General features: G+C 73.3%; 22 protein-coding genes and 1 tRNA gene. 12 read left to right on the top strand and 11 right to left on the bottom strand.

Going from position 1 to position 22,039, the window contains the following annotated elements; genetic code table 11:
* The first annotated feature begins 33 nt into the window (after nucleotides 1-33).
* Nucleotides 34-1,572: an APC family permease gene (locus IE108_RS21735; protein ID WP_064727069.1), complete on the top strand. Its 1,539-nt coding sequence runs from the start codon at nucleotides 34-36 to the stop codon at nucleotides 1,570-1,572.
* 36 nt (nucleotides 1,573-1,608) lie between these two features.
* On the opposite strand, the gene IE108_RS21730 is transcribed toward IE108_RS21735, so the two are convergent.
* The 4 genes from IE108_RS21730 to IE108_RS21715 are packed head-to-tail and all read right to left on the bottom strand — an operon-like array spanning nucleotide 1,609 to nucleotide 5,458.
* Nucleotides 1,609-2,649: an L-idonate 5-dehydrogenase gene (locus IE108_RS21730; protein ID WP_162494709.1), complete on the bottom strand. Its 1,041-nt coding sequence runs from the start codon at nucleotides 2,647-2,649 to the stop codon at nucleotides 1,609-1,611.
* A 23-nt stretch (nucleotides 2,650-2,672) separates the two neighbouring features.
* Nucleotides 2,673-3,434: an SDR family oxidoreductase gene (locus IE108_RS21725; RefSeq protein WP_064727067.1), complete on the bottom strand. Its 762-nt coding sequence runs from the start codon at nucleotides 3,432-3,434 to the stop codon at nucleotides 2,673-2,675.
* Between the two features lie 54 nt (nucleotides 3,435-3,488).
* Nucleotides 3,489-4,886, bottom strand: a complete 1,398-nt coding sequence (locus tag IE108_RS21720) for a GntT/GntP/DsdX family permease (protein WP_064727066.1) — start codon at nucleotides 4,884-4,886, stop codon at nucleotides 3,489-3,491.
* Nucleotides 4,887-4,930: 44 nt separating this feature from the next.
* Nucleotides 4,931-5,458, bottom strand: coding sequence for a gluconokinase (locus tag IE108_RS21715; protein ID WP_107420096.1), 528 nt, complete (start codon nucleotides 5,456-5,458; stop codon nucleotides 4,931-4,933).
* Between the two features lie 137 nt (nucleotides 5,459-5,595).
* Between IE108_RS21715 and IE108_RS21710 the strand changes: the two genes are divergently transcribed.
* Entirely contained in the window at nucleotides 5,596-6,297 is a 702-nt protein-coding gene (locus IE108_RS21710) for a FadR/GntR family transcriptional regulator (protein ID WP_064727065.1), read from the top strand.
* Nucleotides 6,298-6,312: 15 nt separating this feature from the next.
* On the opposite strand, the gene IE108_RS21705 is transcribed toward IE108_RS21710, so the two are convergent.
* Nucleotides 6,313-6,684, bottom strand: coding sequence for a YchJ family protein (locus tag IE108_RS21705; RefSeq protein WP_064731682.1), 372 nt, complete (start codon nucleotides 6,682-6,684; stop codon nucleotides 6,313-6,315).
* A gap of 53 nt (nucleotides 6,685-6,737) precedes the next feature.
* A tRNA-Leu gene (locus IE108_RS21700) sits at nucleotides 6,738-6,825 on the bottom strand.
* Between the two features lie 164 nt (nucleotides 6,826-6,989).
* Between IE108_RS21700 and IE108_RS21695 the strand changes: the two genes are divergently transcribed.
* The 3 genes from IE108_RS21695 (at nucleotide 6,990) to IE108_RS35265 (ending at nucleotide 9,710) form a co-directional block, all read left to right on the top strand.
* Entirely contained in the window at nucleotides 6,990-8,315 is a 1,326-nt protein-coding gene (locus tag IE108_RS21695) for a M20/M25/M40 family metallo-hydrolase (RefSeq protein ID WP_064727064.1), read from the top strand.
* 130 nt (nucleotides 8,316-8,445) lie between these two features.
* Nucleotides 8,446-8,679, top strand: a complete 234-nt coding sequence (gene chpH / locus IE108_RS21690) for a chaplin ChpH (RefSeq protein WP_064727063.1) — start codon at nucleotides 8,446-8,448, stop codon at nucleotides 8,677-8,679.
* A 170-nt stretch (nucleotides 8,680-8,849) separates the two neighbouring features.
* Nucleotides 8,850-9,710, top strand: a complete 861-nt coding sequence (locus IE108_RS35265) for a chaplin (RefSeq protein WP_064727062.1) — start codon at nucleotides 8,850-8,852, stop codon at nucleotides 9,708-9,710.
* A gap of 90 nt (nucleotides 9,711-9,800) precedes the next feature.
* Here the strand turns inward: IE108_RS35265 and IE108_RS21680 are convergent, their stop codons facing one another.
* Nucleotides 9,801-9,989, bottom strand: coding sequence for a DUF5703 family protein (locus IE108_RS21680; protein ID WP_064727061.1), 189 nt, complete (start codon nucleotides 9,987-9,989; stop codon nucleotides 9,801-9,803).
* Nucleotides 9,990-10,036: 47 nt separating this feature from the next.
* On the opposite strand from IE108_RS21680, the gene IE108_RS21675 reads away from it, so the two are divergent.
* Nucleotides 10,037-10,828, top strand: coding sequence for a hypothetical protein (locus IE108_RS21675; RefSeq protein ID WP_064727060.1), 792 nt, complete (start codon nucleotides 10,037-10,039; stop codon nucleotides 10,826-10,828).
* Between the two features lie 61 nt (nucleotides 10,829-10,889).
* Here the strand turns inward: IE108_RS21675 and IE108_RS21670 are convergent, their stop codons facing one another.
* Together IE108_RS21670 and IE108_RS21665 are read right to left on the bottom strand one after the other, a co-directional pair.
* The gene (locus IE108_RS21670) at nucleotides 10,890-13,154 is read right to left on the bottom strand and encodes a helix-hairpin-helix domain-containing protein (RefSeq protein ID WP_064727059.1); all 2,265 of its coding nucleotides are present in this window, start codon (nucleotides 13,152-13,154) and stop codon (nucleotides 10,890-10,892) included.
* On the bottom strand, nucleotides 13,151-14,137 hold the full coding sequence (locus tag IE108_RS21665; RefSeq protein WP_064731681.1) for an aldo/keto reductase: 987 nt from the start codon (nucleotides 14,135-14,137) through the stop codon (nucleotides 13,151-13,153). The genes IE108_RS21670 and IE108_RS21665 overlap by 4 nt, the downstream gene beginning before the upstream one ends.
* A gap of 113 nt (nucleotides 14,138-14,250) precedes the next feature.
* On the opposite strand from IE108_RS21665, the gene IE108_RS21660 reads away from it, so the two are divergent.
* Together IE108_RS21660 and IE108_RS21655 are read left to right on the top strand one after the other, a co-directional pair.
* On the top strand, nucleotides 14,251-15,306 hold the full coding sequence (locus IE108_RS21660) for an LLM class F420-dependent oxidoreductase (RefSeq protein ID WP_064727058.1): 1,056 nt from the start codon (nucleotides 14,251-14,253) through the stop codon (nucleotides 15,304-15,306).
* Between the two features lie 235 nt (nucleotides 15,307-15,541).
* The gene (locus IE108_RS21655; protein WP_064727057.1) at nucleotides 15,542-16,330 is read left to right on the top strand and encodes a hypothetical protein; all 789 of its coding nucleotides are present in this window, start codon (nucleotides 15,542-15,544) and stop codon (nucleotides 16,328-16,330) included.
* 25 nt (nucleotides 16,331-16,355) lie between these two features.
* On the opposite strand, the gene corA is transcribed toward IE108_RS21655, so the two are convergent.
* On the bottom strand, nucleotides 16,356-17,351 hold the full coding sequence (corA, locus tag IE108_RS21650) for a magnesium/cobalt transporter CorA (RefSeq protein ID WP_064727056.1): 996 nt from the start codon (nucleotides 17,349-17,351) through the stop codon (nucleotides 16,356-16,358).
* A 61-nt stretch (nucleotides 17,352-17,412) separates the two neighbouring features.
* Here corA and IE108_RS21645 point away from each other — a divergent pair, with 61 nt between their 5' ends.
* The 4 genes from IE108_RS21645 to mshC all read left to right on the top strand — a co-directional run bounded on the left by IE108_RS21645 (nucleotide 17,413) and on the right by mshC (nucleotide 20,901).
* Nucleotides 17,413-18,099, top strand: a complete 687-nt coding sequence (locus tag IE108_RS21645) for a histidine phosphatase family protein (RefSeq protein WP_064727055.1) — start codon at nucleotides 17,413-17,415, stop codon at nucleotides 18,097-18,099.
* Nucleotides 18,100-18,178: 79 nt separating this feature from the next.
* Nucleotides 18,179-18,769: a DUF3090 domain-containing protein gene (locus IE108_RS21640; protein ID WP_064727054.1), complete on the top strand. Its 591-nt coding sequence runs from the start codon at nucleotides 18,179-18,181 to the stop codon at nucleotides 18,767-18,769.
* The gene (locus tag IE108_RS21635; RefSeq protein WP_064727053.1) at nucleotides 18,733-19,563 is read left to right on the top strand and encodes an SCO1664 family protein; all 831 of its coding nucleotides are present in this window, start codon (nucleotides 18,733-18,735) and stop codon (nucleotides 19,561-19,563) included. Before IE108_RS21640 ends, IE108_RS21635 begins: the two co-directional genes overlap by 37 nt.
* 108 nt (nucleotides 19,564-19,671) lie before the next feature.
* On the top strand, nucleotides 19,672-20,901 hold the full coding sequence (gene mshC / locus IE108_RS21630; protein ID WP_064727052.1) for a cysteine--1-D-myo-inosityl 2-amino-2-deoxy-alpha-D-glucopyranoside ligase: 1,230 nt from the start codon (nucleotides 19,672-19,674) through the stop codon (nucleotides 20,899-20,901).
* Nucleotides 20,902-20,973: 72 nt separating this feature from the next.
* Here mshC and parJ read toward each other — a convergent pair whose 3' ends face one another.
* A complete protein-coding gene (parJ, locus tag IE108_RS21625; protein WP_064727051.1) occupies nucleotides 20,974-21,966 on the bottom strand; it encodes a filament polymerization regulator ParJ in 993 nt (330 codons plus the stop codon).
* Between the last annotated feature and the right edge of the window lie 73 nt (nucleotides 21,967-22,039).

Raw genomic sequence — 22,039 nt, 5'->3', positions numbered from 1 at the left:
CCCCCCCCCGCAGACGAGAGAAGGACGTCCCCGATGACGACGGGCAGTTCGAGCACGCGCGCGACCGCGGACGGCGGCGCGATCAGCACCTTCAAGGGCGAGGAGCGCGCCCTGCGCGCCGACCGGCTCGGCACGGGCGGGCTGCTGCTCTCCGTCCTCGCCGCCACGGCCCCGCTGATGGTGGTCGCCGGCGTCATGCCCACCACCTTCGCGGTGATGGGCATCGTGGGGCAGCCGCTGCTCTTCGTGCTCCTCGGCGTGGTGCTGATCCTCTTCAGCGTCGGTTACGCCGAGATGAGCCGCCACGTCCACAACGCGGGTGCCTTCTACGCGTACATCTCCCGCGGACTGGGCGGCACCGCCGGCGCGGGCGCCGCGCTGGTCGCGCTGGTCGCCTACAACGCCCTCCAGGTCGGCATCTACGGCATCCTCGGCTTCGAGGTCTCCGGGCTCCTCGCCACCTACGCCGACCTGGACGTCGCCTGGTGGATACCGGCGCTCCTGGCCGTGCTCGCGGTCGGCGCGCTGGGCTGGCTGAAGATCGACGTCAACGCGCGCGTCCTCGGCGTGCTGCTCCTCATCGAGGTGGTCCTGGTCGTCGTCTTCGACATCGCCGCCGTCGCGGACCCCGGTGCGCAGGGCCTGTCGCTGCACGCCTTCGACCCGGGCACCCTGACCGGCGCCGGGGTCGGCACCGCCCTGTGCTTCTGCATCGCCGCCTTCCTCGGCTTCGAGCAGGCGCCGGTCTACGCCGAGGAGACCAGCCGGCCGCACGTGCTGGTCCCGCGTGTCATGTTCCTGGCGGTGGGCGGCGTCGCCGTCTTCTTCGCGCTGAGCAGCTGGGCGCTGACCGTGGCCACCGGACCGGACCGCATCGTCGGCACCGCCCAGGAGCAGAGCGCCGGGCTGCTGTTCTTCCTCACCGAGTCGCGGCTCGGCGCCACCTTCACCGACGTGCTGCACGTGCTCTTCGTGACCGGCATGTTCGCCGCCCTGCTCAGCTTCCACAACGTCGTCGCCCGGTACGCCTTCGCCATGGGACGCGAAGGGCTGCTGCCCGCCGCCTTCGGCCGCACCAGCGGTTCCAGCGGCGCCCCGGGCACCGGCTCGCTGCTCCAGACGGCCGTGTCGGTGGTCGTCGTGGCCGGGTTCGCCCTCGCCGACGACAAGCCGAACGGCGATCCCACCCAGCCCGTGCTCCACCTGTTCACATGGGGAGGCAACATCGGCGCCCTCGGCGTGATCCTGCTGATGGCCACCGCCTCGTTCTCCGTGGTCGCCTTCTTCGTCCGGCGCGGGGCCGCCGGCGCCCAGGGCGTGCGACTGGCCACCTCCACGATCGCCGGCGTCGCCCTGCTGGTCATCGCCGGCTACACGGTCAAGGACTTCGACGTCCTCGTCGGCGCCGGTCCCGACTCGGCCCTGCGCTGGGTCCTGCCCGGCATCATCGGCCTCGCCGCCGTGATCGGCGTGGTGCAGGGTCTGCTGCTGCGCTCCCGGGCGCCCGAGCGGCACGCCCGCATCGGCCAGGGCAACGAGGCGTTCCAGCTCGACAAGGCGGCGTCCTCCTAGCCGGGGGCGCGGGGCCCGTCGGCCGGTCCCGGGGGCTCAGCGCACCGGGACCGCGCCGAAGTCCAGCAGCACCTTGCAGGACCGGCTCCGGTCCGCCGCCAGTTCGAAGGCGGACTCCGCGTCCCGCACCGGCACCACCGCGCCGACCAGGGCGTCGAACGCGGGCTCGGCGGCGAGCAGGCCGAGGGCCGCGTCGAACTCCTCGTCGAAGCGGAAGGCGCCGCGCACCTCGATCTCCCGGCTCACCACCAGGTTGCCCGCGAAGGGGCTCCGGCCCGGCGGCAGCATGCCCAGCTGGACGACGACCCCGCCGCGCCGGACCAGCCGCAGACAGGTGTCCAGACCCGCCGCCACCCCGGACGCCTCGATCGCCGTGTCCACCTCGGCCGGCCACCCGGGGTCGTCCGGATCGCCGGCCCGTACCAGCACGTCGGCGCCGACCGCCCGCGCGTACTCCAGGGCCTTGGGCAGCAGGTCCGTCACCGTCACCCGGGCCGCGCCCGCCGCCCTGGCCGCCGCGACCACCAGGCAGCCGATGGGCCCGGCACCGGTCACCAGCACATGCCGGCCGCTCAGATCACCGGCCCGCCGCACGGCGTGCAGCGCCACGGAAAGGGGTTCGGTGAGCGCGGCCCGCCGCAGGCCGAGGCCCGCCGGGAGGGCCCGCAGCCGGTCCGCCGGGACCGCGATCCGCGCCGCGAAGCCGCCCTGCACGTGCCGGAAGCGGGCCGCGCTGCCCAGGTACCGGGTGTCCCGGCAGACGTTGCGCCGCCCGTCCGCGCACTCCGGACACACCCCGCACGGGGTCGCCGGGTGCACGGCGACGGGCGTGCCGGCGGCCGGACCCGGCGTACCCGGGGAGCCGTACGCCAGTACCGTCCCGACCACCTCGTGCCCCAGCAGCATCGGCTCCCGCAGCCGGAAGTCGCCGACCCCGCCGTGTTGCCAGTAGTGCAGATCGGAACCGCACACACCGCCGTAGCGCACCGCGACCAGCGCCTCACCCGGACCCGGGTGGGGAACCGGCACGTCCTCGACCCGCAGGTCCCCGGCGCCGTGGATCACACAGCCCGGCACGAAGGCCGCTCCGCCGCCGGCGTTCACAGCACGCTCGTCATGCCGCCGTCGACGTACAGCACCTGCCCGCCGACGAAGTCCGCGGCGGGCGAGGCGAGGAACAGCAGCCCGCCCACCAGGTCCTCCGTGGTGCCCCAGCGCCCGGCGGGGGTGCGCCCGCGCACCCAGGCGCTGAACTCCTCGTCGTCCACCAGGGGACGGGTCAGCTCGGTCTCGATGTAGCCCGGACCCAGCCCGTTGACCTGCACGCCGCGCGGGCCCCAGTCGGCGCACATGCCCTTGGTGAGCATCTTCAGCGCGCCCTTGGCCGCCGCGTAGGGCGCGATGCCCGGCCGGACCACCTCGCTCTGCAGCGAGCAGATGTTGACGATCTTGCCGTGGCCGCGCTCCGTCATCCGGCGCGCGGCCTCCCGGCCCACCAGGAAGGCGCTGGTGAGATTGGTGTCCAGGACGCGGTGCCAGTCGTCGTCCGCGAACTCCAGCAGCGGCGCCCGCAGTTGCATGCCCGCGTTGTTGACCAGGATGTCCAGCGGGCCCACCCGCTCCTCGGCCTCCGCGATCCCGGCGGCCACGGCGGGGCCGTCGGTCACGTCGAAGGCGGCCGTGTGCACCTCGCCCGGGAGCCCGGCGGCCGCCTCGGCGAGGCGTGCGCCGTCGCGCCCGTTGAGGACCACGCGGCAGCCGGCCTCGGCGAGGCCCCTGGCCAGGGCCAGCCCGATGCCCCGGCTGGAGCCGGTCACCAGGGCCGTGCGGCCCGTGATGTCGAAGAGGGGGTGAGCCGTCATCGTCGTACTCCTGCCGCCGTACTCCTGCTACTGACTCGCCGGTGTCCCGTACGCCTATATGACCAGGGACAACAGCAGGACCAGGGCACCGGCGACCACCGAGATGATGGTCTCCATGACGGACCAGGTCTTGATGGTCTGGCCGACGTTCAGCCCGAAGTACTCCTTCACCAGCCAGAAGCCGGCGTCGTTGACGTGGCTGAAGAACAGCGAGCCGGCGCCGATGGCCAGGACCAGCAGGGCGGCGTGCGTCGTCGACATGTCGGCCGCGAGCGGCGCGACCAGTCCGGCCGCCGAGACCGTCGCCACCGTCGCCGAACCGGTCGCCAGCCGGATCGCCACCGCGATCAGCCAGGCCAGCAGCAGCGCCGGGATCGACCAGTCCTTGGAGATCTCCAGGATCATCTGGCCCACGCCGGAGTCGATCAGCGTCTGCTTGAAGCCGCCGCCGGCGCCGACGATCAGGAGGATGCCGGCGATGGGCGCGAGGCCCTTCTCGACCAGGCCCGACAGCCGGTCCTTGCCGAACCCGGCGGGCCGCAGCAGCGTGAAGATGCCGACGAGCACCGAGACCAGCAGGGCGATCAGCGGGTTGCCGATGACGTCGAAGGTGCGCTGTACGACGTTCTCCGGGTCGTCGACGATGATGTCGACGAGCGCCTTGAGCAGCATCAGCACGACCGGCAGCAGGATCGTGGCCAGCGTCGCGCCGAAGCCCGGGCGCTTCTCCAGGTCCTCGGAGGCCCGCGTCGGGATCATGCGGTCGGGAGCGGGGACGTCCACCCAGCGGGCCGCGTACTTCGAGAACACCGGACCCGCGATGATCACCGTCGGGATGGCGATCAGCACACCCAGGGCCAGGGTCACGCCGAGGTTGGCGCCGATCGCGTCGATCGCGACCAGCGGGCCGGGGTGCGGCGGGACCAGGCCGTGCATCACGGAGAGGCCGGCGAGGGCCGGGATGCCGATCCGCATCAGCGAGTAGTTGCCGCGCTTGGCGACCATCAGCACGACCGGGATCAGCAGGACGATGCCGACCTCGAAGAAGAGCGGCAGTCCGATGACCGAGGCGATCAGCACCATCGTCCACGGCATCGAACGCGGGGTCGCCCTGGCGAGGATGGTGTCCACGATCTGGTCGGCGCCGCCGGAGTCGGCGAGCATCTTGCCGAGGATCGCGCCCAGCGCGATCAGCACGCCGACACCGGCCACGGTGGAGCCGAGCCCGGCGGTGAAGCTGGTGATGACCTTGTCCAGCGGCGCCCCGGCGAACGCGCCGAGCGCCAGCGACCCGATGGTCAGCGACAGGAAGGCATGCAGCTTGAACTTGGTGATGAGCAGCACGATGACGGCGATGCCGAGGAGCACGGCGATGCCCAGCTGGGCGTGGCCGGCCGAGGTGATCGGCTCGACGGTGTCCGCTGCCAGCATCTCGACGCTGAGTCTGGTCACGGTGGGTTCCTTGCGGTGATGGGGTTCGGGGGACGGTGCGGGGGTTACAGGACCGGCTCGGGCAGGTCGCCGAGGGCGCTCGCCGCCCGTTCGGTGATCTCCTCGGGCGTACCGGCGACGTCCACCGCGACACCGGCCTCGTCCGCCTGGAGCGGCTGGAGCGTGGCGAACTGGGAGTCGAGCAGGGCCGTCGGCATGAAGTGGCCCTGCCGGTGCGCCATCCGGTCCTCGATCAGCTCACGGCTGCCCGTGAGATGCACGAAGACGACACCGGGAGCGGCCGCCCGCAGCCGGTCGCGGTACGACCGCTTGAGCGCCGAGCTGCTCACCACCCCGCCCAGCCCCGCCCGGCCGTGCGCCCAGCCGCCGATGGCATCCAGCCACGGCCACCGGTCCTCGTCCGTCAGCGGGGTGCCGGCCGTCATCTTGGCGATGTTGGCCGGCGGGTGGAAGTCGTCGCCCTCGGCGTAGGGAACGCCGAGCCGGGCCGCGAGCAGGGGGCCGATGGTGGTCTTCCCGGTGCCCGCTACGCCCATGACCACGACGACATGGGGGGTGTGCAGTCGCTGCATCGCACTCTCGCTGTCTGCTGTCTTCGTCGACACGTGATGTCGACGCAACTGAAACCCATTAGGTACGACTAATTCAAGAGGCTGTGACATATAAGTCTGACTTTTTGATCCGGTGACGCGCCCCGTACGCTGAGTGCATGAGCACACCGGGCCGAGGGCTGCACGGCCGCGTACTGGACTCCCTCGGTCCCGCCATCACAGCCGGCGAATACCCCGCGGGCAGCGTTCTGCGCACCGACGAACTGGCGCAGCGCTTCGAGGTCTCGCGCTCCGTGATGCGCGAGGCCGTCCGGGTGCTGGAGTCCATGCACCTGGTGGAGTCCCGCCGCCGGGTGGGCGTGACCGTCCTGCCCGAGTGCGAGTGGAACGTCTACGACCCGCAGGTCATCCGCTGGCGCCTGGCCGGCGCCGACCGCCCCCGGCAGCTGCGCTCACTGACCGTGCTGAGGTCGGCCGTCGAGCCGGTCGCGGCCGGGCTGGCGGCGCGGCTCGCCACGCCGGAGCAGTGCGCCGAACTGACCGAGTGCGCGCTCGGCATGGTCGCCAACTCGCGCGGGCACCGGCTGGAGGAGTACCTCTTCCACGACGTGGCCTTCCACCGCGTCGTCCTCACCGCCTCGGGCAACGAGATGTTCGCCCGCCTCGGCGGCGTCGTCGCCGAGGTGCTGGCCGGCCGCACCCACCACGACGTGATGTTCGAGGACCCCGACCCGGCCGCCGTCACCCTGCACGTCCAGGTCGCCGAGGCGGTACGGGCCCGGGACGCCGAGCGCGCCGAGGAACTGACCCGCCAGATCACCGTCGGGGCGCTGCACGAGCTGGACATCCTGGCGCCCTGAGCGCCCGGGGCGCCGTCAGTCCAGGAACTCCCCGTCCACGTACGCCCACGCGCCGTCCACCCGCTCGAAGCGGCTCCGCTCGTGCAGCGAGCCGCCGCGGTACGAGGCGCGGAACGTGACCGTCCCCGTGGTGTGGAAGGCGGAGCCGTTCGCCGAGTCCAGGATCTCCAGGCCGGTCCACCGCGTGCCCGGGTCCGGATCCAGACGCGCGGGCCGGGTCCTCGGGTGCCAGGTCCGCAGCAGGTACCCGGCGTCGCCCTTCACGAAGGCGCTGTAGCGCGAGCGCATCAGCGCCTCGGCGGTCGGCGCGGTGGCCCCGGCGTGAAAACGCCCGCAGCACTTCTCGTACGGCTCGGACCGGCCGCAGGGGCAGAGGGGGGTGGTCATGGCGACCACTCTAGGGGAAAAGCAGAAAACCCCTGCTCAGCAGGGGTTTCAGCTGGTGTCCGAGGGGGGACTTGAACCCCCACGCCCGATAAAGGGCACTAGCACCTCAAGCTAGCGCGTCTGCCATTCCGCCACCCGGACAAGGTGTCTGCCGCGCGGGGCGTTGCCCGCGGCGACGACGTAAACATTACCAGGCTTTCCGGGGTGGCCGATCACCCCCCTCCTTGGGCTCGGGCGCCCGGGGAGAGAGGATGAGAGCGACCCACCAGCACGGACCCACCAGCAGCGACAGCGGGAGGAACCACGTGAGCGACTCGGGCACGGCCAGGAGCGTCACCGGCGAGGACGAGGTCGTCGACCTCTGCCGCGAGCTGATCCGGATCGACACCAGCAACTACGGCGACCACTCGGGGCCGGGCGAGCGCAAGGCCGCCGAGTACGTCGCGGAGAAGCTCGCGGAGGTGGGACTCGAACCGCAAATCTTCGAATCCCACCCCGGGCGGGCCTCCACCGTGGCCCGGATCGAGGGCGAGGACCCGTACCGGCCCGCGCTGCTCATCCACGGCCACACCGACGTCGTCCCGGCCAACGCGGACGACTGGACCCACCACCCCTTCTCCGGCGAGGTCGCCGACGGCTGCGTGTGGGGCCGCGGCGCCGTCGACATGAAGGACATGGACGCGATGACCCTCGCGGTCGTCCGCGACCGGCTGCGCAGCGGGCGCAAGCCGCCGCGCGACATCGTGCTGGCGTTCCTCGCCGACGAGGAGGCCGGCGGCACGTACGGCGCCCGGCACCTGGTCGACAACCACCCCGACCTCTTCGAGGGTGTCACCGAGGCGATCAGCGAGGTGGGCGGCTTCTCCTTCACCGTGAGCGAGCAGCGCCGCCTCTACCTGATCCAGACGGCCGAGAAGGGCATGCACTGGATGAAGCTGACGGTGGCCGGCACCGCCGGGCACGGGTCGATGATCCACCGCGACAACGCGATCACCGAGCTGTCGGAGGCCGTCGCCCGCCTCGGCCGGCACACCTTCCCGATCCGTGTGACCAAGACGACCCGGGCGTTCCTCGACGAACTCGGCGACGCGATGGGCATCGAACTCGACGCCGACGACATGGAGGCCACGCTCGCCAAGCTCGGCGGCATCGCCAAGCTCATCGGCGCCACCCTGCGCAACACCGCCAACCCCACGCAGCTGGGCGCCGGTTACAAGGTCAACGTCATCCCGGGCGCGGCCACCGCCCACGTCGACGGCCGGTTCCTGCCCGGGTACGAGGAGGAGTTCCTCGCCGACCTCGACCGGATCCTCGGCCCGAAGGTGGTGCGCGAGGACGTGCACGCCGACAAGGCCGTCGAGACGACCTTCGACGGTGCGCTCGTCGAGGCCATGCAGTCGGCGCTGGTCGCCGAGGACCCGGCCGCGAAGGCGATCCCCTACATGCTCTCCGGCGGCACGGACGCCAAGTCCTTCGACGACCTGGGCATCCGCGGCTTCGGCTTCGCGCCCCTCAAGCTGCCGCCGGAGCTGGACTTCGCGGGCATGTTCCACGGCGTGGACGAGCGGGTGCCGGTCGAGGGACTCCAGTTCGGGGTGCGGGTGCTCGACCGCTTCATCGACGCGTCCTGATTCGCCCGCGCGTACGGGAGGCAACCGGGACGGGTGAATGCGCTCATAAGCTCGTAGCCTCATTACTCCCTCCTCGTTACAGGTGATGCGATCAGCAAGCTGGGATCGCGTTTTCCAACTAGGAGGAACAATGCTCAAGAAGGTCGTCGCCGCCGCGGCTGCCACCGGTGGTCTGGTTCTCGCGGGCGCGGGCATGGCCGTCGCCGACTCCGGTGCGCAGGGTGCCGCCGTGCACTCGCCCGGTGTCCTTTCCGGCAACGTCGTCCAGGTTCCCGTGCACGTCCCGGTGAACGTCTGCGGCAACACGATCTCCGTGATCGGTCTGCTGAACCCCGCCTTCGGCAACGCCTGCGTCAACAAGTGACGTTGGGCCTCGCCCCGTGAGGGTCTGAGTCCGCCGGCCCCGGAGCGCACGCCATGCGCTCCGGGGCCGACGGCCTTTCGAGCGACCTTCGAGGCGGGGGAGCCACGGCAACGCCGGAATTCCCGGCATTCTCGGTACCACGGGACTAGGGCAAGGCAGGGATCCAGGAAATGCGACAGGTCACCCGCAAGGGCCTGATGACGATGGCGGCGGCCACCGGCGTGATCGCCGCCGCGGGCGGCGCCGCCCACGCGGACTCGGGGGCGCACGGCTCGAGTTCGGGTTCGCCCGGCGTACTGTCCGGCAACACCGTGCAGGCGCCGGTGCACGTGCCGGTGAACGTCTGCGGCAACACGGTCGACGTCGTCGGCGTGCTCAATCCGGCGATGGGCAACTCGTGCGCCAACCGGAGCGGCGGCGCGTCCGCGGGCTCCGGCGCACACGGCGGCTACGGCGACTCCGGCGGCCGGGGCGGCTCGCACGGGGGAGCGCACGCCGGCGGGCGCGCCACCGACTCTCCGGGCGTCGGATCCGGCAACCACGTCGAGGTGCCGGTCCACGTGCCGGTGAACGTGTGCGGCAACACCGTCGACGTCGTCGGCGTCCTCAACCCGGCCACCGCGAACGACTGCGGCAACCCGGGCGGCGGCCACCGCACACCGCCCGGCCACCCGGGCGACCCCGGCGATCCGGGAGACCCCGGCGATCCGGGTGACCCCGGGAACCCTGGTGACCCGGGCAACCCTGGCGATCCTGGCGACCCCGGGAACCCTGGTGACCCGGGCAACCCTGGCGATCCTGGCGACCCCGGGAACCCGGACACCCCCGACGGCCCGCCCGGCTCGGACGGCCCCGGCGGCGGCACCCCGGACGACGACGGCTCCGGCACCCGGGCCGTCGCGCAGTCGCACGGCGACGCCCGTCTCGCCGAGACCGGCAGCGACCTCCCGATGGGCCTCGTCCTGCCGGTGGGCGCGGGTGCGCTGCTCGCGGGCACGGTGCTCTACCGCAAGGCGCGCGCCTCGGCGTGACCCGGGCGGAGCGGCACACGGAGCGGGCCCCGCATCGGCGGGGCCCGCTCCGTCTCGGCCGCCCGTACCCCGACGAGCCCGGTCAAGGGCTCACCAGGTCGCGCGCACCTGGCGGATGATCCGCCGCCGCAGCCGCACCTTGCGGCTGCCGTCGCGCAGCAGGGTCAGGCGGTACAACTCCCAGTGTCCGTACTCGGCACGTTCCGTCAGCAGACGCGTCGCCTCCTTGCGGGTGACCCCGCGCGGAAGGTACACATCGGCAAATTCGTATTCCGGCATCGAATCTATTGTGCGGGCTGGGGCCCGGTACGGATAGCGTCTGCACTATGTCTGATGCTGCGCAGCCCACCGCTGCCGAGGTACGCGCCGCCGCCGAGGCCGTCAAGACCGCGCTCGACCGCCACCTTGCCGCGGTGGAACGCCGGTCGGGGGAGGAAGACCCGGCCGTCTACGACGCGTTCAACCAGCTGGCCGCGGCCGCGGAGGCGTACGACGAACTGCTCTACGACCGGTACGACGAGGTCACCCCCTTCGAGATCCCCGGCACCGAGGACTCGATGCCGCCGTACACCGGCCCCGAGGAGCCGAGCGCGCTCAGCGTGCTGATCCGCCGCGACTACTCGGTGGCCGAGCCGCAGCGTCTGATGGCCCAGGCCCGGCGGGTCGAGGCGGCGGACGAGGAGGGCGTGGGCGGGGAGGCCTCCGGCACGGTGCACGGGGCGCTCGGCCTCCTGTTCGGCGAGTTCGAGCCGGACGAGATCGCCTCCCGGCACAAGGAGTTCGGCCTGGAGGAGGGCGACTCCACGCTCTGGGTGACCGCCGCCGACGAGACCGCCGACCCCGGCGAGTGGCTGGAGGCCCCCTTCGAGCAGGCCGACCCGGAACTGGTCGTCTGCCGCTTCGACGTCAGCGCGGTCTTCGACGACGAGTACGACGACGGCCTCGATGACGACGACGATGACGATGAGGACGGCGACGACGCCGACGTCGACGACGAAGCAGACGACGAGGGCGACGTCGGTGCGGGGGAGCTGGACGAGGACCTCGACACCGACCTGGACGACGATCCCGGCCCTGACGAGGACGCCGAGCCGGCCCGCCTGGAAGCGGATCGCTGAGCCGGGCGCGACCCGGCCACCGGCCCCCGGGGAGCGCCCCGGGGGCCATCTGCGTCCGAGATCAGCCGGTCACCGGGACCTGCGGTGCGAGAAGCGCCGGCAGCCGGGTCGTGCGCGCCTTGGCCGGGATCTCGGCCACGGCATGGGGCAGCGCCTGCTCCACGCCCTGCACCACGGAGAGGTGCCGGGCGGCCCGGCCGAAGGCGGTGTAGACCCAGGGCCGGCTGAGGGCCTGGGCGGCGTCACCGGGCAGCACCGCGACCACCGCGGGCCACCGCCCGCCCGCCGCCTGGTGCGCGGTCAAGGCCCAGCCGTGCCGCACGGACCCCTCCACCCGTTCCCTGGGGACGATCACGTCCTCGCCCCCGCACGACAGGTGCAGCCCGTCGGCGTCGGCCTTCACCACCCGGCCCGGCAGCGTGCGGCCCGGCGCGGGGGAGTGCACCACCCGGTCACCGGGGTCGAAGCCGCCGAAGCGGCCGGGGCCCGGATTCAGCCGTTCCTTCAGCGCCGCGTTGAGCACCCGGGTGCCCGCCGCGCCGCCGTGCCCCGGCGTGATCACCTGCGTCTCCTCGGCGGGAACGCCGATCGCGCGCGGCACCGAGTCGACGACGAGCTGGACGGTGCGGTGCACGGCCTCGCCCGCGTCCCGGACCGGCACGATCACGATCTCCTTGCCGGGCGCCTCCACCTGGCCCAGCTCGCCGATGCCGATCCCGGAGACCAGTTCGCCGAGCGGTCCCGGATCCGGGCGGCGCGAGGCGATCTGGGGGCAGACCCCCGCCGCCAGCAGGTCCCCGAAGACCCGTCCGGGGCCCACCGAGCCGAGCACGCCGGGGTCCCCGGTCAGCACCAGCCGGACCCCGTCCGGCAGCGACTCCGCCAGCAGCGCTCCCGCCTCGACGTCGAGCTGCGGAGCGTCGACCACCACCAGCAGATCCAGGTCCAGGGCGCCGTCGGCGTCCCGCCCCGGGCCGTCGGTGCCGGCCAGCAGGCCGGCCAGGGCGACGACCGCCGGGCCGTCCGGCGCCTTGGTGTCCAGCATCTCGGCGAAGCGGTCGCGGCCGAGCGGCCCGGGCGCCGCGGCCCAGGCGCGCAGACCAAGCGCGTGCGCGGCGTGCAGCAGGGCCGCCGGCTCCGCCAGGGCCGCTTCCCCGCCGGTGTGCAGGACCAGGCCGTGGCCCGCGACGGCGCGGATCAGCTCGGCGGCCGAGCCCGGGGCCGAGGCGGCGGCCTCCTCCCAGTCCGCGCCCGAACCGTCCTGCTTCGGTGCCGCGTTGACGAGCCGGGCGAGGCCGTCGGCCAGGGACTCCTCGGCCAGCGCGTACCGCTCCAGGCCGATCAGGACGCGGACCGGACGCTCCTCGGCCCCCTCGCCGCCCTCGTCCGCATCCTCCGGGCCGCCCGCGGCGCGACCCGGCCGGCCCCCGGGCTCCTCCAGGGCGTCCTGGAAGGCCAGCGCCTCGCCCTCGGCGAGCGTGCTCTGCACGGCGGCGTCGGGATCGGGCACGCCCCGCTGGGCCAGCGTCGCGGTCAGGCGGGCCGGCTCCAGGGCGGTGTGCCCGGCCAGCGCCGCCTGCTCCAGCAGCCACACGGTGACGGCACGGCCGCGCCGCTCGTCGTCCGGGCCGCACTCCGCGCCGAGCAGCGCGCGGGCGAACCCGTCGGCCTGCTCGGGCCGCACGCCCGTCACCCGCAGCAACTGCCAGGGGTCCGCCCGCAGGGCCTCCTCCGCCCCTTCCCCGAGGAGCGCGGCGGTCCCCGGCGCGAGGGACTCGGGGGCACCGCCCTCGGTCAGGACCCGCCGCACCGCCTCCACGGACTCCGGCGCGGGGGCCGCGGGTGCGGCGGACGGAGCGGTGGGCGCCGGCCCGGGCGGCCGCACCGGCTCCGGCGCGGGACGGCGGGCCGGGCCCGGCTCGCCGAAGACGGTGGCCGCGGGCCTCTCGCCGCCCTCCACGGCCCGCACGGCCGCGAGCAGATCGGCCGCAGTGCCGCTGAGCTTGGCGCCGGCCTCGATCGGCCCCTGCCTCTCGGCCTTGCGCCGTGCGATCCGCTCCCGCTCGATCCGCTGGGCGGCCAGCTCGGCCTGACTCTCGGACACCTGGGCCGGGGCGTCCGCCCCGCCGCTCTCCCCGGTGGCCGCGGCGCCGCCCTCCCCGTCCGCCCCGGGGCTCGCCTCGCCGCCCTCGGCGGTCTCCGCGTCCCCCGCCTCGGCGGGGAGGCCGTCGTCGCTCCCGGCGCCCTCCGCCGCGCCCGGCGCCCCCGGTCCGGGCGCCACGGTGTCGGCGGTGTCCTCGGAGGGGGGCTCGGGCTCCGTGCTCACAGCGTGCTCCAGTCGTGATCGGGATAGCGGTGCACCGGCGCCGACACGTCGTCGAGCGCCCGGCAGATCTCGTCAGGAAGACTAAGGGTCTCCACTGACAACGCCGCCGTGAGCTGCCGCGCGTTGCGCGGGCCGATGACCGGCGCCACCACACCGGGCCGGTCGCGGACCCAGGCCAGCGCCACCTGGAGCGGCGTCACCGCGAGCCCGTCGGCCGCCGTGGCCACCGCGTCCACGATGTGCCCGGCCGTGTCGTCGAGGTAGGGCGCGACGAAGGGGGCCAGGTGCTCCGAGGCGCCCCGCGAGTCCGGCGGCGTCGCGTCCTTGCGGTACTTGCCGGTGAGGACGCCCCGGCCCAGCGGCGAGGACGGCAGCAGGCCGACGCCCAGGTCCAGGGCGGCCGGCAGCACCTCGCGCTCCACGCCCCGCTGGAGCAGCGAGTACTCCATCTGCGTGCTCGCCACCCGGTTCCGCACGCCCGGCGCCGCCAGCTGCCAGGTCGCGGCCTTGGCGAGCTGCCAGCCGCAGAAGTTCGAGACGCCCGCGTACCGGGCGCGGCCGCTGCTCACCGCCACGTCGAGGGCGTGCAGCGTCTCCTCCAGCGGGGTGTGCGGGTCGAAGGCGTGCAGGTGCCACACGTCGACGTGGTCCGTGCCCAGCCGGGCGAGGGAGGCGTCCAGCGCGGAGAGCAGATGGCCGCGCGAACCGTCGAAGCGGCGGTCCGGGTCGGGCACGCTGCCCGCCTTCGTCGAGATCACCAGGTCCCGGCGCGGCACCAGGCGCTCCATGAGGCGCCCCAGCAGGTACTCCGACTCCCCGTCGCCGTACACGTCCGCCGTGTCGACGAGCGTCCCGCCCGCTTCCCAGAACGTCTTCAAGAGGTCCGCGGCGTCGTGCTCGTCGGTGTCCCGGCCCCAGGTCAGGGTGCCGAGCCCGATGCGGGACACGCGCAGGCCGGTGCGGCCGAGATGCCTCTGCTCCATGAACGGCGACATTACTGGCCACGGCTTGCGCTGTGGGGGCCTGTGGACAACCGATTTCCGCGCGCTAAGGTCGGGGCACCAGCGACGTTACTGATGGGTAAGGGGAATCGGCCATGCAGCTCGGGATCAACCTCGGCTACTGGGGTGCCGGAATGGACGCGGACAACCTGGCCGTGGCCAAGGAGGCCGACCGGCTCGGCTACGCCGTGTGCTGGGCCGCCGAGGCCTACGGCTCCGACGCGGCCACCGTGCTCACCTGGGTCGCCGCCCAGACCGAGCGCATCGACGTGGGCTCCGCCATCTTCCAGATCCCGGCCCGCCAGCCCGCGATGACCGCGATGACCGCCGCCACCCTGGACTCCCTCTCGCAGGGCCGCTTCCGCCTCGGCCTCGGCGTCTCCGGACCGCAGGTCTCCGAGGGCTGGTACGGCGTCAAGTTCGACAAGCCGCTGGCCCGCACCCGCGAGTACGTCGAGATCGTGCGCCGGGCGATGACCCGCGAGCGGCTGTCGTACGAGGGGCAGCACTGGACGCTGCCGCTGCCCGGCGGCCCCGGCAAGCCGATCAAGCTGACCGTGCACCCGCAGCGTGAGCACATCCCGCTCTACATCGCCGCGATCGGCCCGAAGAACCTGGAGCAGACCGGCGAGATCGCCGACGGCGCCCTGCTCATCTTCCCCTCCGCCGACCACCTGGAGGAGACCGCCGTCAAGCACCTGCGCGCCGGGCGCGAGAAGGCCGGTCTGACCCTCGACGGCTTCGACGTCTGCCCGACCCTGCCGCTCGCCCTGGGCGAGGACAAGGACGTCACCGCGCTCGCCGACACCTTCCGGCCCTACACCGCGCTCTACGTCGGCGGCATGGGCAGCCGCAAGCAGAACTTCTACAACCAGCTCGCCCAGCGCATGGGGTACGAGCGGGAGGCCGCCGAGATCCAGGACAAGTACCTGTCCGGCGACAAGCAGGGGGCCGCCGCGGCCGTGCCGCACGAGCTGATCGACCAGACGACGCTGCTCGGCTCCGTCGACCGGATCGCCGACCGGATGAAGGCCTACGCCGCGGCCGGCGTCACCACCCTGACGCTCGCCCCCGCGGGCTTCACCCTGGACGAGCGCCTCGCCGCGCTCCGCGCCGGCACCGAGGCCCTGGAGCGCGCCGGACTGGCGTGATCCCGGGTCGAGTTCCGCGGCCGTGGTGGGGGCTCGGGGGTCTTCCCCGCCACGGCCGTCACGGGGAACAACGCGCCCGCGCGCCCGTGGTTACGCCTCCCGGCGCCACCGGTGGTCCTTCTTTCGGCGCAGTCGGCCGCCGCACCTGTTGCCGAGTCCCCGCTTCCGCACTTGACTCGTTCATCGCGGAGTGTGCGGAACCTGCGGACCTCGCAGAGGCAGAGAGGTGGGACCGATGCTTTCGGCCAAGAGCCTGTTCCAGGAGATCCTCGACAACGACGAGTCGTTCCGTCTTTTCTGCTCCATCGCCGCGAGCGGTGAGTCGCAGGGCGGCTGGGAGAACGCGCGCATCGCCGCGCTCGTGCCCGAGAGCGAGCGCGCCCTCGCCCCCAAGATCACCCGGCACGGGGCGGACGAGGACAAGCACGGCCGCATCTTCAACGCCCTGTTGAAGAAGCGCGGCCTCGAACCGGTGGACGTCCCCGCCGACACCGACTACACCATGCTGCTGGAGCGGCACGGCATCGGCCTCGCCCACGACAAGCTCAAGGCCGACCGGCCCCTCACCGTGCGGGACGTCATCACCTACCTCGCGCACAGCAGGGTCACCGAGCAGCGCGCGGCCGAGCAGATGGCGATGCTGCTCAAGTACTTCGCCGACGACGCGGACCTGGGCCGGGCCGTCCGCATGATCTCCGCGGACGAGGACAACCACCTCGCCTACTCGCACGAGGAACTGCTGCGCTACACCGCCGCGGGGCACGGCCCGTACATCCGGCGGACCCTGCGCGAGTGCGCGCTGGCCGAGATCCGCGTCCACCGGGACGTCAGCCTCGCCGTGATGGCCCGCATGGGGCGCCTCCTCGGCTGGTCCCGCGGCAGGTCGGCGCTGCTCGCGGCCGGCATCCGCGCGACGTACGCCTACGAGCGGCTGGCCGGCTGGCGCCGCATGGTGCGCCTGCGGACGCCCGAGCGCCGCGACGCGCTCGGCGGACCCGCGACCCCGGCCCCCGAGCCGGCCTGAGGCCCGGGCGGCCCGGCCCCGGGCGCTACAGCCAGCCCCGGCGCTTGAACTGCCGGAACAGCAGCACCTCCAGGACGGCCATCAGCAGGATCACCGCCGGATAGCCCCACACCCAGTGCAGCTCCGGCATGTGGTCGAAGTTCATGCCGTAGACCCCCGCGATCATCGTGGGGACCGCGGCCATGGCGGCCCACGCGGAGATCTTCCGCATGTCGTCGTTCTGGCGGACGCTCATCTGCGCCAGGTGTGCCGACAGGATGTCCGACACCAGGCGGTCCAGGTTCTCCACCGACTCGTTCACCCGTGTGAGGTGATCGCTCACGTCCCGGAAGAAGGGCCGGGCCCGGTCGTTGACGAACGGCACCCCGGCGCCGAACGAGCCCGTCCCGGCCAGCCTGGCCAGCGGCGGCGCCAGCGGCCCGGTCGCCCGCCGGAACTCCAGGACCTGCCGCTTGAACGTGTAGATCCTGGAGGCCGTGTTCCGCGAGCCCCCGCTGTCCGGCGAGAACACCTCGGCCTCCAGCTCCTCCAGGTCGTTCTGCAGCTCGACCGCCACGTCCAAATAGTGGTCGACGGTGGCGTCCGCGATCGCGTAGAGCACCGCCGTGGGGCCCTTGCCGAGCAGTTCCGGCTCGTGCTCCAGGCGCCGGCGCACGGCCTTCAGCGGGGAGTCCTCGCCGTGCCGGACGACCACGGCGAACGCGTCGCCCAGGAAGATCATCAACTCGCCGGTGGAGACGGAGTCGCTGTCCGGCTCGTACACCACCGGCTTGAGGACGGCGAAGAGCGAGTCGTCGTACACCTCCAGCTTCGGCCGCTGGTGCGCCTTGAGGGCGTCCTCCACGGCCAGCGGATGGAGTCCGAACTCCTGGCTGACCAGCTCGAACTCCTCCTCCGTGGGTTCGTGCAGGCCTATCCAGACGAAGCCGCCCGCGGCCCGCGCCTCCCCGAGCGCGTCGGAGAAGTCCTCGGGCCCGTCCGTGCGGTGCCCGTCCCGGTAGATGGCACAGTCGACGATCACCGAACGCCTTCTCCCCTCACTGCGGCGCCCCTGTACCGCGCCGTACGCCTACCCTGGCCGCATGCCCACGCTGATCCTCGTTAGGCACGGACGTTCCACCGCCAACACCGAGGGGCTGCTCGCCGGGTGGACACCCGGCGTGGCCCTCGACGAACGCGGCGCCGCACAGGCCGCCGCGCTGCCCGGGCGGATCGCCGGCCTGCCGCTCTCCGAGATCGTCACCAGTCCCCTCCAGCGCTGCCAGGAGACCGTCCGGCCGCTGCTGGAGGCCCGCCCCGGTCTGCGCGCGCACACCGACGAACGCATCGGCGAGTGCCACTACGGCGACTGGTCCGGCCGCAAGCTCGCCGAACTCAAGGACGAACCCCTCATGGAGGTGGTGCAGTCCCACCCGTCCGCCGCGGCGTTCCCCGGCGGCGAGTCGATGCGCGCGATGCAGACCCGCGCCGCCGAGGCCGTGCGCGAGTGGAACGCGCGCGTGGAGCGCGACCACGGCGCCGACGCCGTGTACCTCATGTGCTCCCACGGCGACATCATCAAGTCCCTGGTCGCGGACGCCCTCGGCCTGCACCTCGACCTCTTCCAGCGGATCTCGGTCGAGCCCTGCTCGGTCACCGCGATCCGCTACACCCGCCTGCGGCCCTTCCTCGTGCGCCTCGGCGACACCGGCGACTTCGCGTCGCTCGCCCCGCAGCAGGCCCCGCCGGGCGACGAGGCCACGGTCGGGGGTGGTGCGGGCGCACCGTGATCGTCCGCCGCAGTAGGGTGAACCGGTCGCGGCAGTGCCCCCGATCTTCCGCTTTCCCCGACTTCCATGGAGACAGGACGTGTCCCGTCAGGTGTTCCTCTACGACCAACCGGAACGTTTCGTGGCCGGCACGGTCGGGCTGCCCGGGCGCCGTACGTTCTTCCTCCAGGCCACCGCGGGCTCCCGGGTGACCAGCGTGGCCCTGGAGAAGACCCAGGTCGCCGCCCTCGCCGAGCGCATGGACGAGCTGCTCGACGAGGTCGTGCGGCGCAGCGGCGGCAGCACCGTCGTCCCCGCCGTGGCCCCCACCGAGCCGTCCGACACGGCGCCGCTCGACACCCCCGTCGAGGAGGAGTTCCGGGTCGGCACCATGGCCCTGGCCTGGGACGGCGAGGACCAGCGCATGATCGTCGAGGCGCAGGCCCTGGTGGAGCTGGACGCCGAGTCCGAGGAGGACCTGGCGGAGGCCGAGGAGCGGCTGCTCCAGGACGAGGAGAACGGCCCCCCGATGCTCCGCGTCCGCCTCACCGGCGCGCAGGCCAGGGCCTTCGCCAAACGCGCCCTCGACGTCGTCAACGCCGGGCGGCCGCCGTGCCCCCTGTGCAGTCTCCCGCTCGACCCGGAAGGACACGTATGTCCGCGCCAGAACGGATACCGCCGCGGAGCGTGACCACCGACGCGGCGGCGGCCGACCTGCTCGCCCTCGGCGAGCTGACCGTGCGCGGACGCATCCGCGAGGCGTCCAACGCGGCGCTGTACTGCACGGTGACGCACGAAGGGCGCGAGGCGGGCTGCATCTACAAACCGGTCGCCGGCGAGCGGCCCCTGTGGGACTTCCCCGACGGCACCCTCGCCCAGCGCGAGGTCGCCGCCTACGAGGTCTCCGAGGCCACCGGCTGGGGACTGGTCCCGCCCACCGTGCTGCGCGACGGGCCGTACGGCGAGGGCATGGTCCAGCTGTGGATCGAGGCGGTGCCGGAGACGGAACTGCTCGCCCTGGTGGACACCGAGGAGCCCGGCCCCGGCTGGAAGGGCATCGCCCTCGCCGAGGTGGGCGAGGGCCGCACCGCCCTGCTCGTGCACGCGGACGACGAGCGGCTGCGCCGGCTCGCCGTGCTGGACGCCGTGATCAACAACGCCGATCGCAAGGGCGGCCACCTGCTGCCCGCCGAGGGCGACCGGCTGTACGGCATCGACCACGGCGTCACCTTCAACGCCGAGAACAAGCTGCGCACCCTGCTGTGGGGCTGGGCGGGCGACCCGCTGACCGAGGAGGCCCTGGCGGCGCTGGACGCCCTCAGGCAGGCCCTGGGGGACGGCGCGGCCCTGGCCACCAGGCTCGCCGGCCTCATCACCCCGGCCGAACTCGACGCCACGCGCGCGCGGGTCGACGCCCTGCTGGCCTCCGGGAAGCACCCCGAGCCGGGCGGTGAGTGGCCGGCCATCCCCTGGCCGCCGGTCTAGCGCCCCGGCCGCTCACGCACGGGGGCCGGTGGAGCGCAAGAGTGCCCCATCGGCCATCCGGACCGGTCCGGTTCGTGTACGGAACATCCGTCCGGTTACGCTCATGACATGCATGCCTGGCCCGCTTCCGAGGTCCCCGCCCTGCCTGGTCAGGGCCGCGACCTGAGGATCCACGACACCGCGACCGGGGACCTGGTGACCCTCGCCCCCGGTCCCGTCGCCCGCATCTACGTCTGCGGCATCACGCCGTACGACGCGACCCATATGGGGCACGCGGCGACCTACAACGCGTTCGACCTCGTGCAGCGCGTGTGGCTCGACACCAAGCGGCAGGTGCACTACGTCCAGAACGTGACGGACGTCGACGACCCGCTCCTGGAGCGGGCCGTGCGTGACGACGTCGACTGGACCGCCCTCGCCGAGAAGGAGACCGCCCTCTTCCGCGAGGACATGACGGCGCTGCGGATGCTGCCGCCCCGCCACTACATAGGCGCGGTGGAGGCCATACCCGGCATCGTCCCGCTGGTGGAGCGGCTGCGCGACGCCGGCGCCGCCTACGAGCTGGAGGGCGACACCTACTTCTCCGTCGAGGCCGACCCGCACTTCGGCGGGGTCTCCCACCTCGACGCCGCCGCCATGCGGCTGCTCTCCGCCGAGCGGGGCGGCGACCCGGACCGGCCCGGCAAGAAGAACCCGCTCGACCCGATGCTGTGGATGGCGGCCCGCGAGGGGGAGCCCAGCTGGGACGGCGCGTCCCTCGGCCGCGGGCGCCCCGGCTGGCACATCGAGTGCGTGGCCATCGCCCTCGACCACCTCGGCATGGGCTTCGACGTCCAGGGCGGCGGCTCCGACCTCGCCTTCCCGCACCACGAGATGGGCGCCTCGCACGCCCAGGCGCTCACCGGCGAGTTCCCCATGGCCAAGGCGTACGTCCACGCCGGCATGGTCGGACTCGACGGCGAGAAGATGTCCAAGTCCAAGGGCAACCTGGTCTTCGTGTCGGCGCTGCGCCGCGAGGGCGTCGACCCCGCCGCGATCCGGCTGGCCCTGCTCGCCCACCACTACCGCTCCGACTGGGAGTGGACCGACCAGGTGCTGCGGGACGCCGTCGCGCGCCTCGAACGCTGGCGCGCCGCCGTTTCCCGGCCCGACGGCCCGCCCGCCGAGGCGCTCGTCGAGGAGATCCGCGAGGCCCTCGCGAACGACCTGGACTCGCCGGCCGCGCTCGACGCCGTCGACCGCTGGGCCGCCCTCCAGCAGGAGAGCGGCGGCACCGACGAGGGTGCGCCCGGCGTCGTCTCCCGCGCGGTGGACGCGCTGATGGGCGTGGCGCTCTAGGCGGGCACGCGAACAAGGAACGGGGGCGCCTCCCGGTGGGAGGCGCCCCCGTTCCACGCGGGTGGGGCCCGCTCAGTCCTCCGACGACTCCTCGTCGTCCCCGCTCGCCTTGGGCGGCCGCGGCGGCCGGGTCCGGCCGCTCGGGTTGTCCCGCAGGTACGGCGCGCCGGACGGACCGTCGCCGCCGTCCGCCGTGGCGTGTCCGCCCGGACCGCCCGTCCCCGAACCGTCCCGGCGCCGCAGGTACCGCTCGAACTCGCGGGCGATCGCCTCGCCCGACGCCTCCGGCAGCTCCGCGGTGTCCCGGGCCTCCTCCAGCGACTGGACGTACTCGGCGACCTCGCTGTCCTCGGCGGCCAGCTGGTCCACCCCCGTCTGCCAGGCGCGGGCGTCCTCGGCCAGCTCGCCCAGCGGGACGCGCACCCCGATCAGGTCCTCCAGCCGGTTCAGCAGGGCCAGCGTGGCCTTCGGGTTGGGCGGCTGCGAGACGTAGTGCGGCACCGCGGCCCACAGCGACACGGCCGGTACGCCCGCGTGCGCGCAGGCCTCCTGCAGGATGCCGACGATGCCGGTGGGGCCCTCGTACTTGGTCTCCTCCAGGTCCATGCGCCTGGCCAGGTCGGCGTCCGACGTGGTCCCGCTGATCGGCACCGGGCGGGTGTGCGGCGTGTCGCCCAGCAGCGCGCCCAGGACGACCACCAGCTCGACGCCCAGCTCGTGGGCGAAGCCCAGCAGTTCGTTGCAGAACGAGCGCCAGCGCATGGACGGCTCGATGCCCCGGACGAGCACGAGGTCGCGCGGCTTGTCACCGCCGATCCGCACCACCGAGAGCCTGGTCGTCGGCCACGTGACCTTGCGGACGCCGTCCTCCATGAAGACGGTGGGACGGTTGACCTGGAAGTCGTAGTAGTCCTCGGCGTCCAGCGCCGCGAAGACCTCGCCCTTCCATTCCCTGTCGAGATGCGCGACCGCGGTGGAGGCGGCGTCGCCGGCATCGTTCCAGCCCTCGAACGCGGCCACCATGACCGGGTCGACCAGCTCGGGAACCCCCTCGAGCTCGATCACCCAGCGCCTCCTTCCGACGTGCCCTCGCGTACCCCCCAACCTTACGGCGTGGCGAGGGGCCGCCCGCAGCCCC

It is taken from the genome of Streptomyces parvulus (assembly GCF_014648855.1).
GTDB lineage: Bacteria > Actinomycetota > Actinomycetes > Streptomycetales > Streptomycetaceae > Streptomyces > Streptomyces parvulus.
The sequence above is the reverse complement of the archived record's forward strand: the minus strand, read 5'-3'. Positions and strand labels throughout refer to the sequence as shown.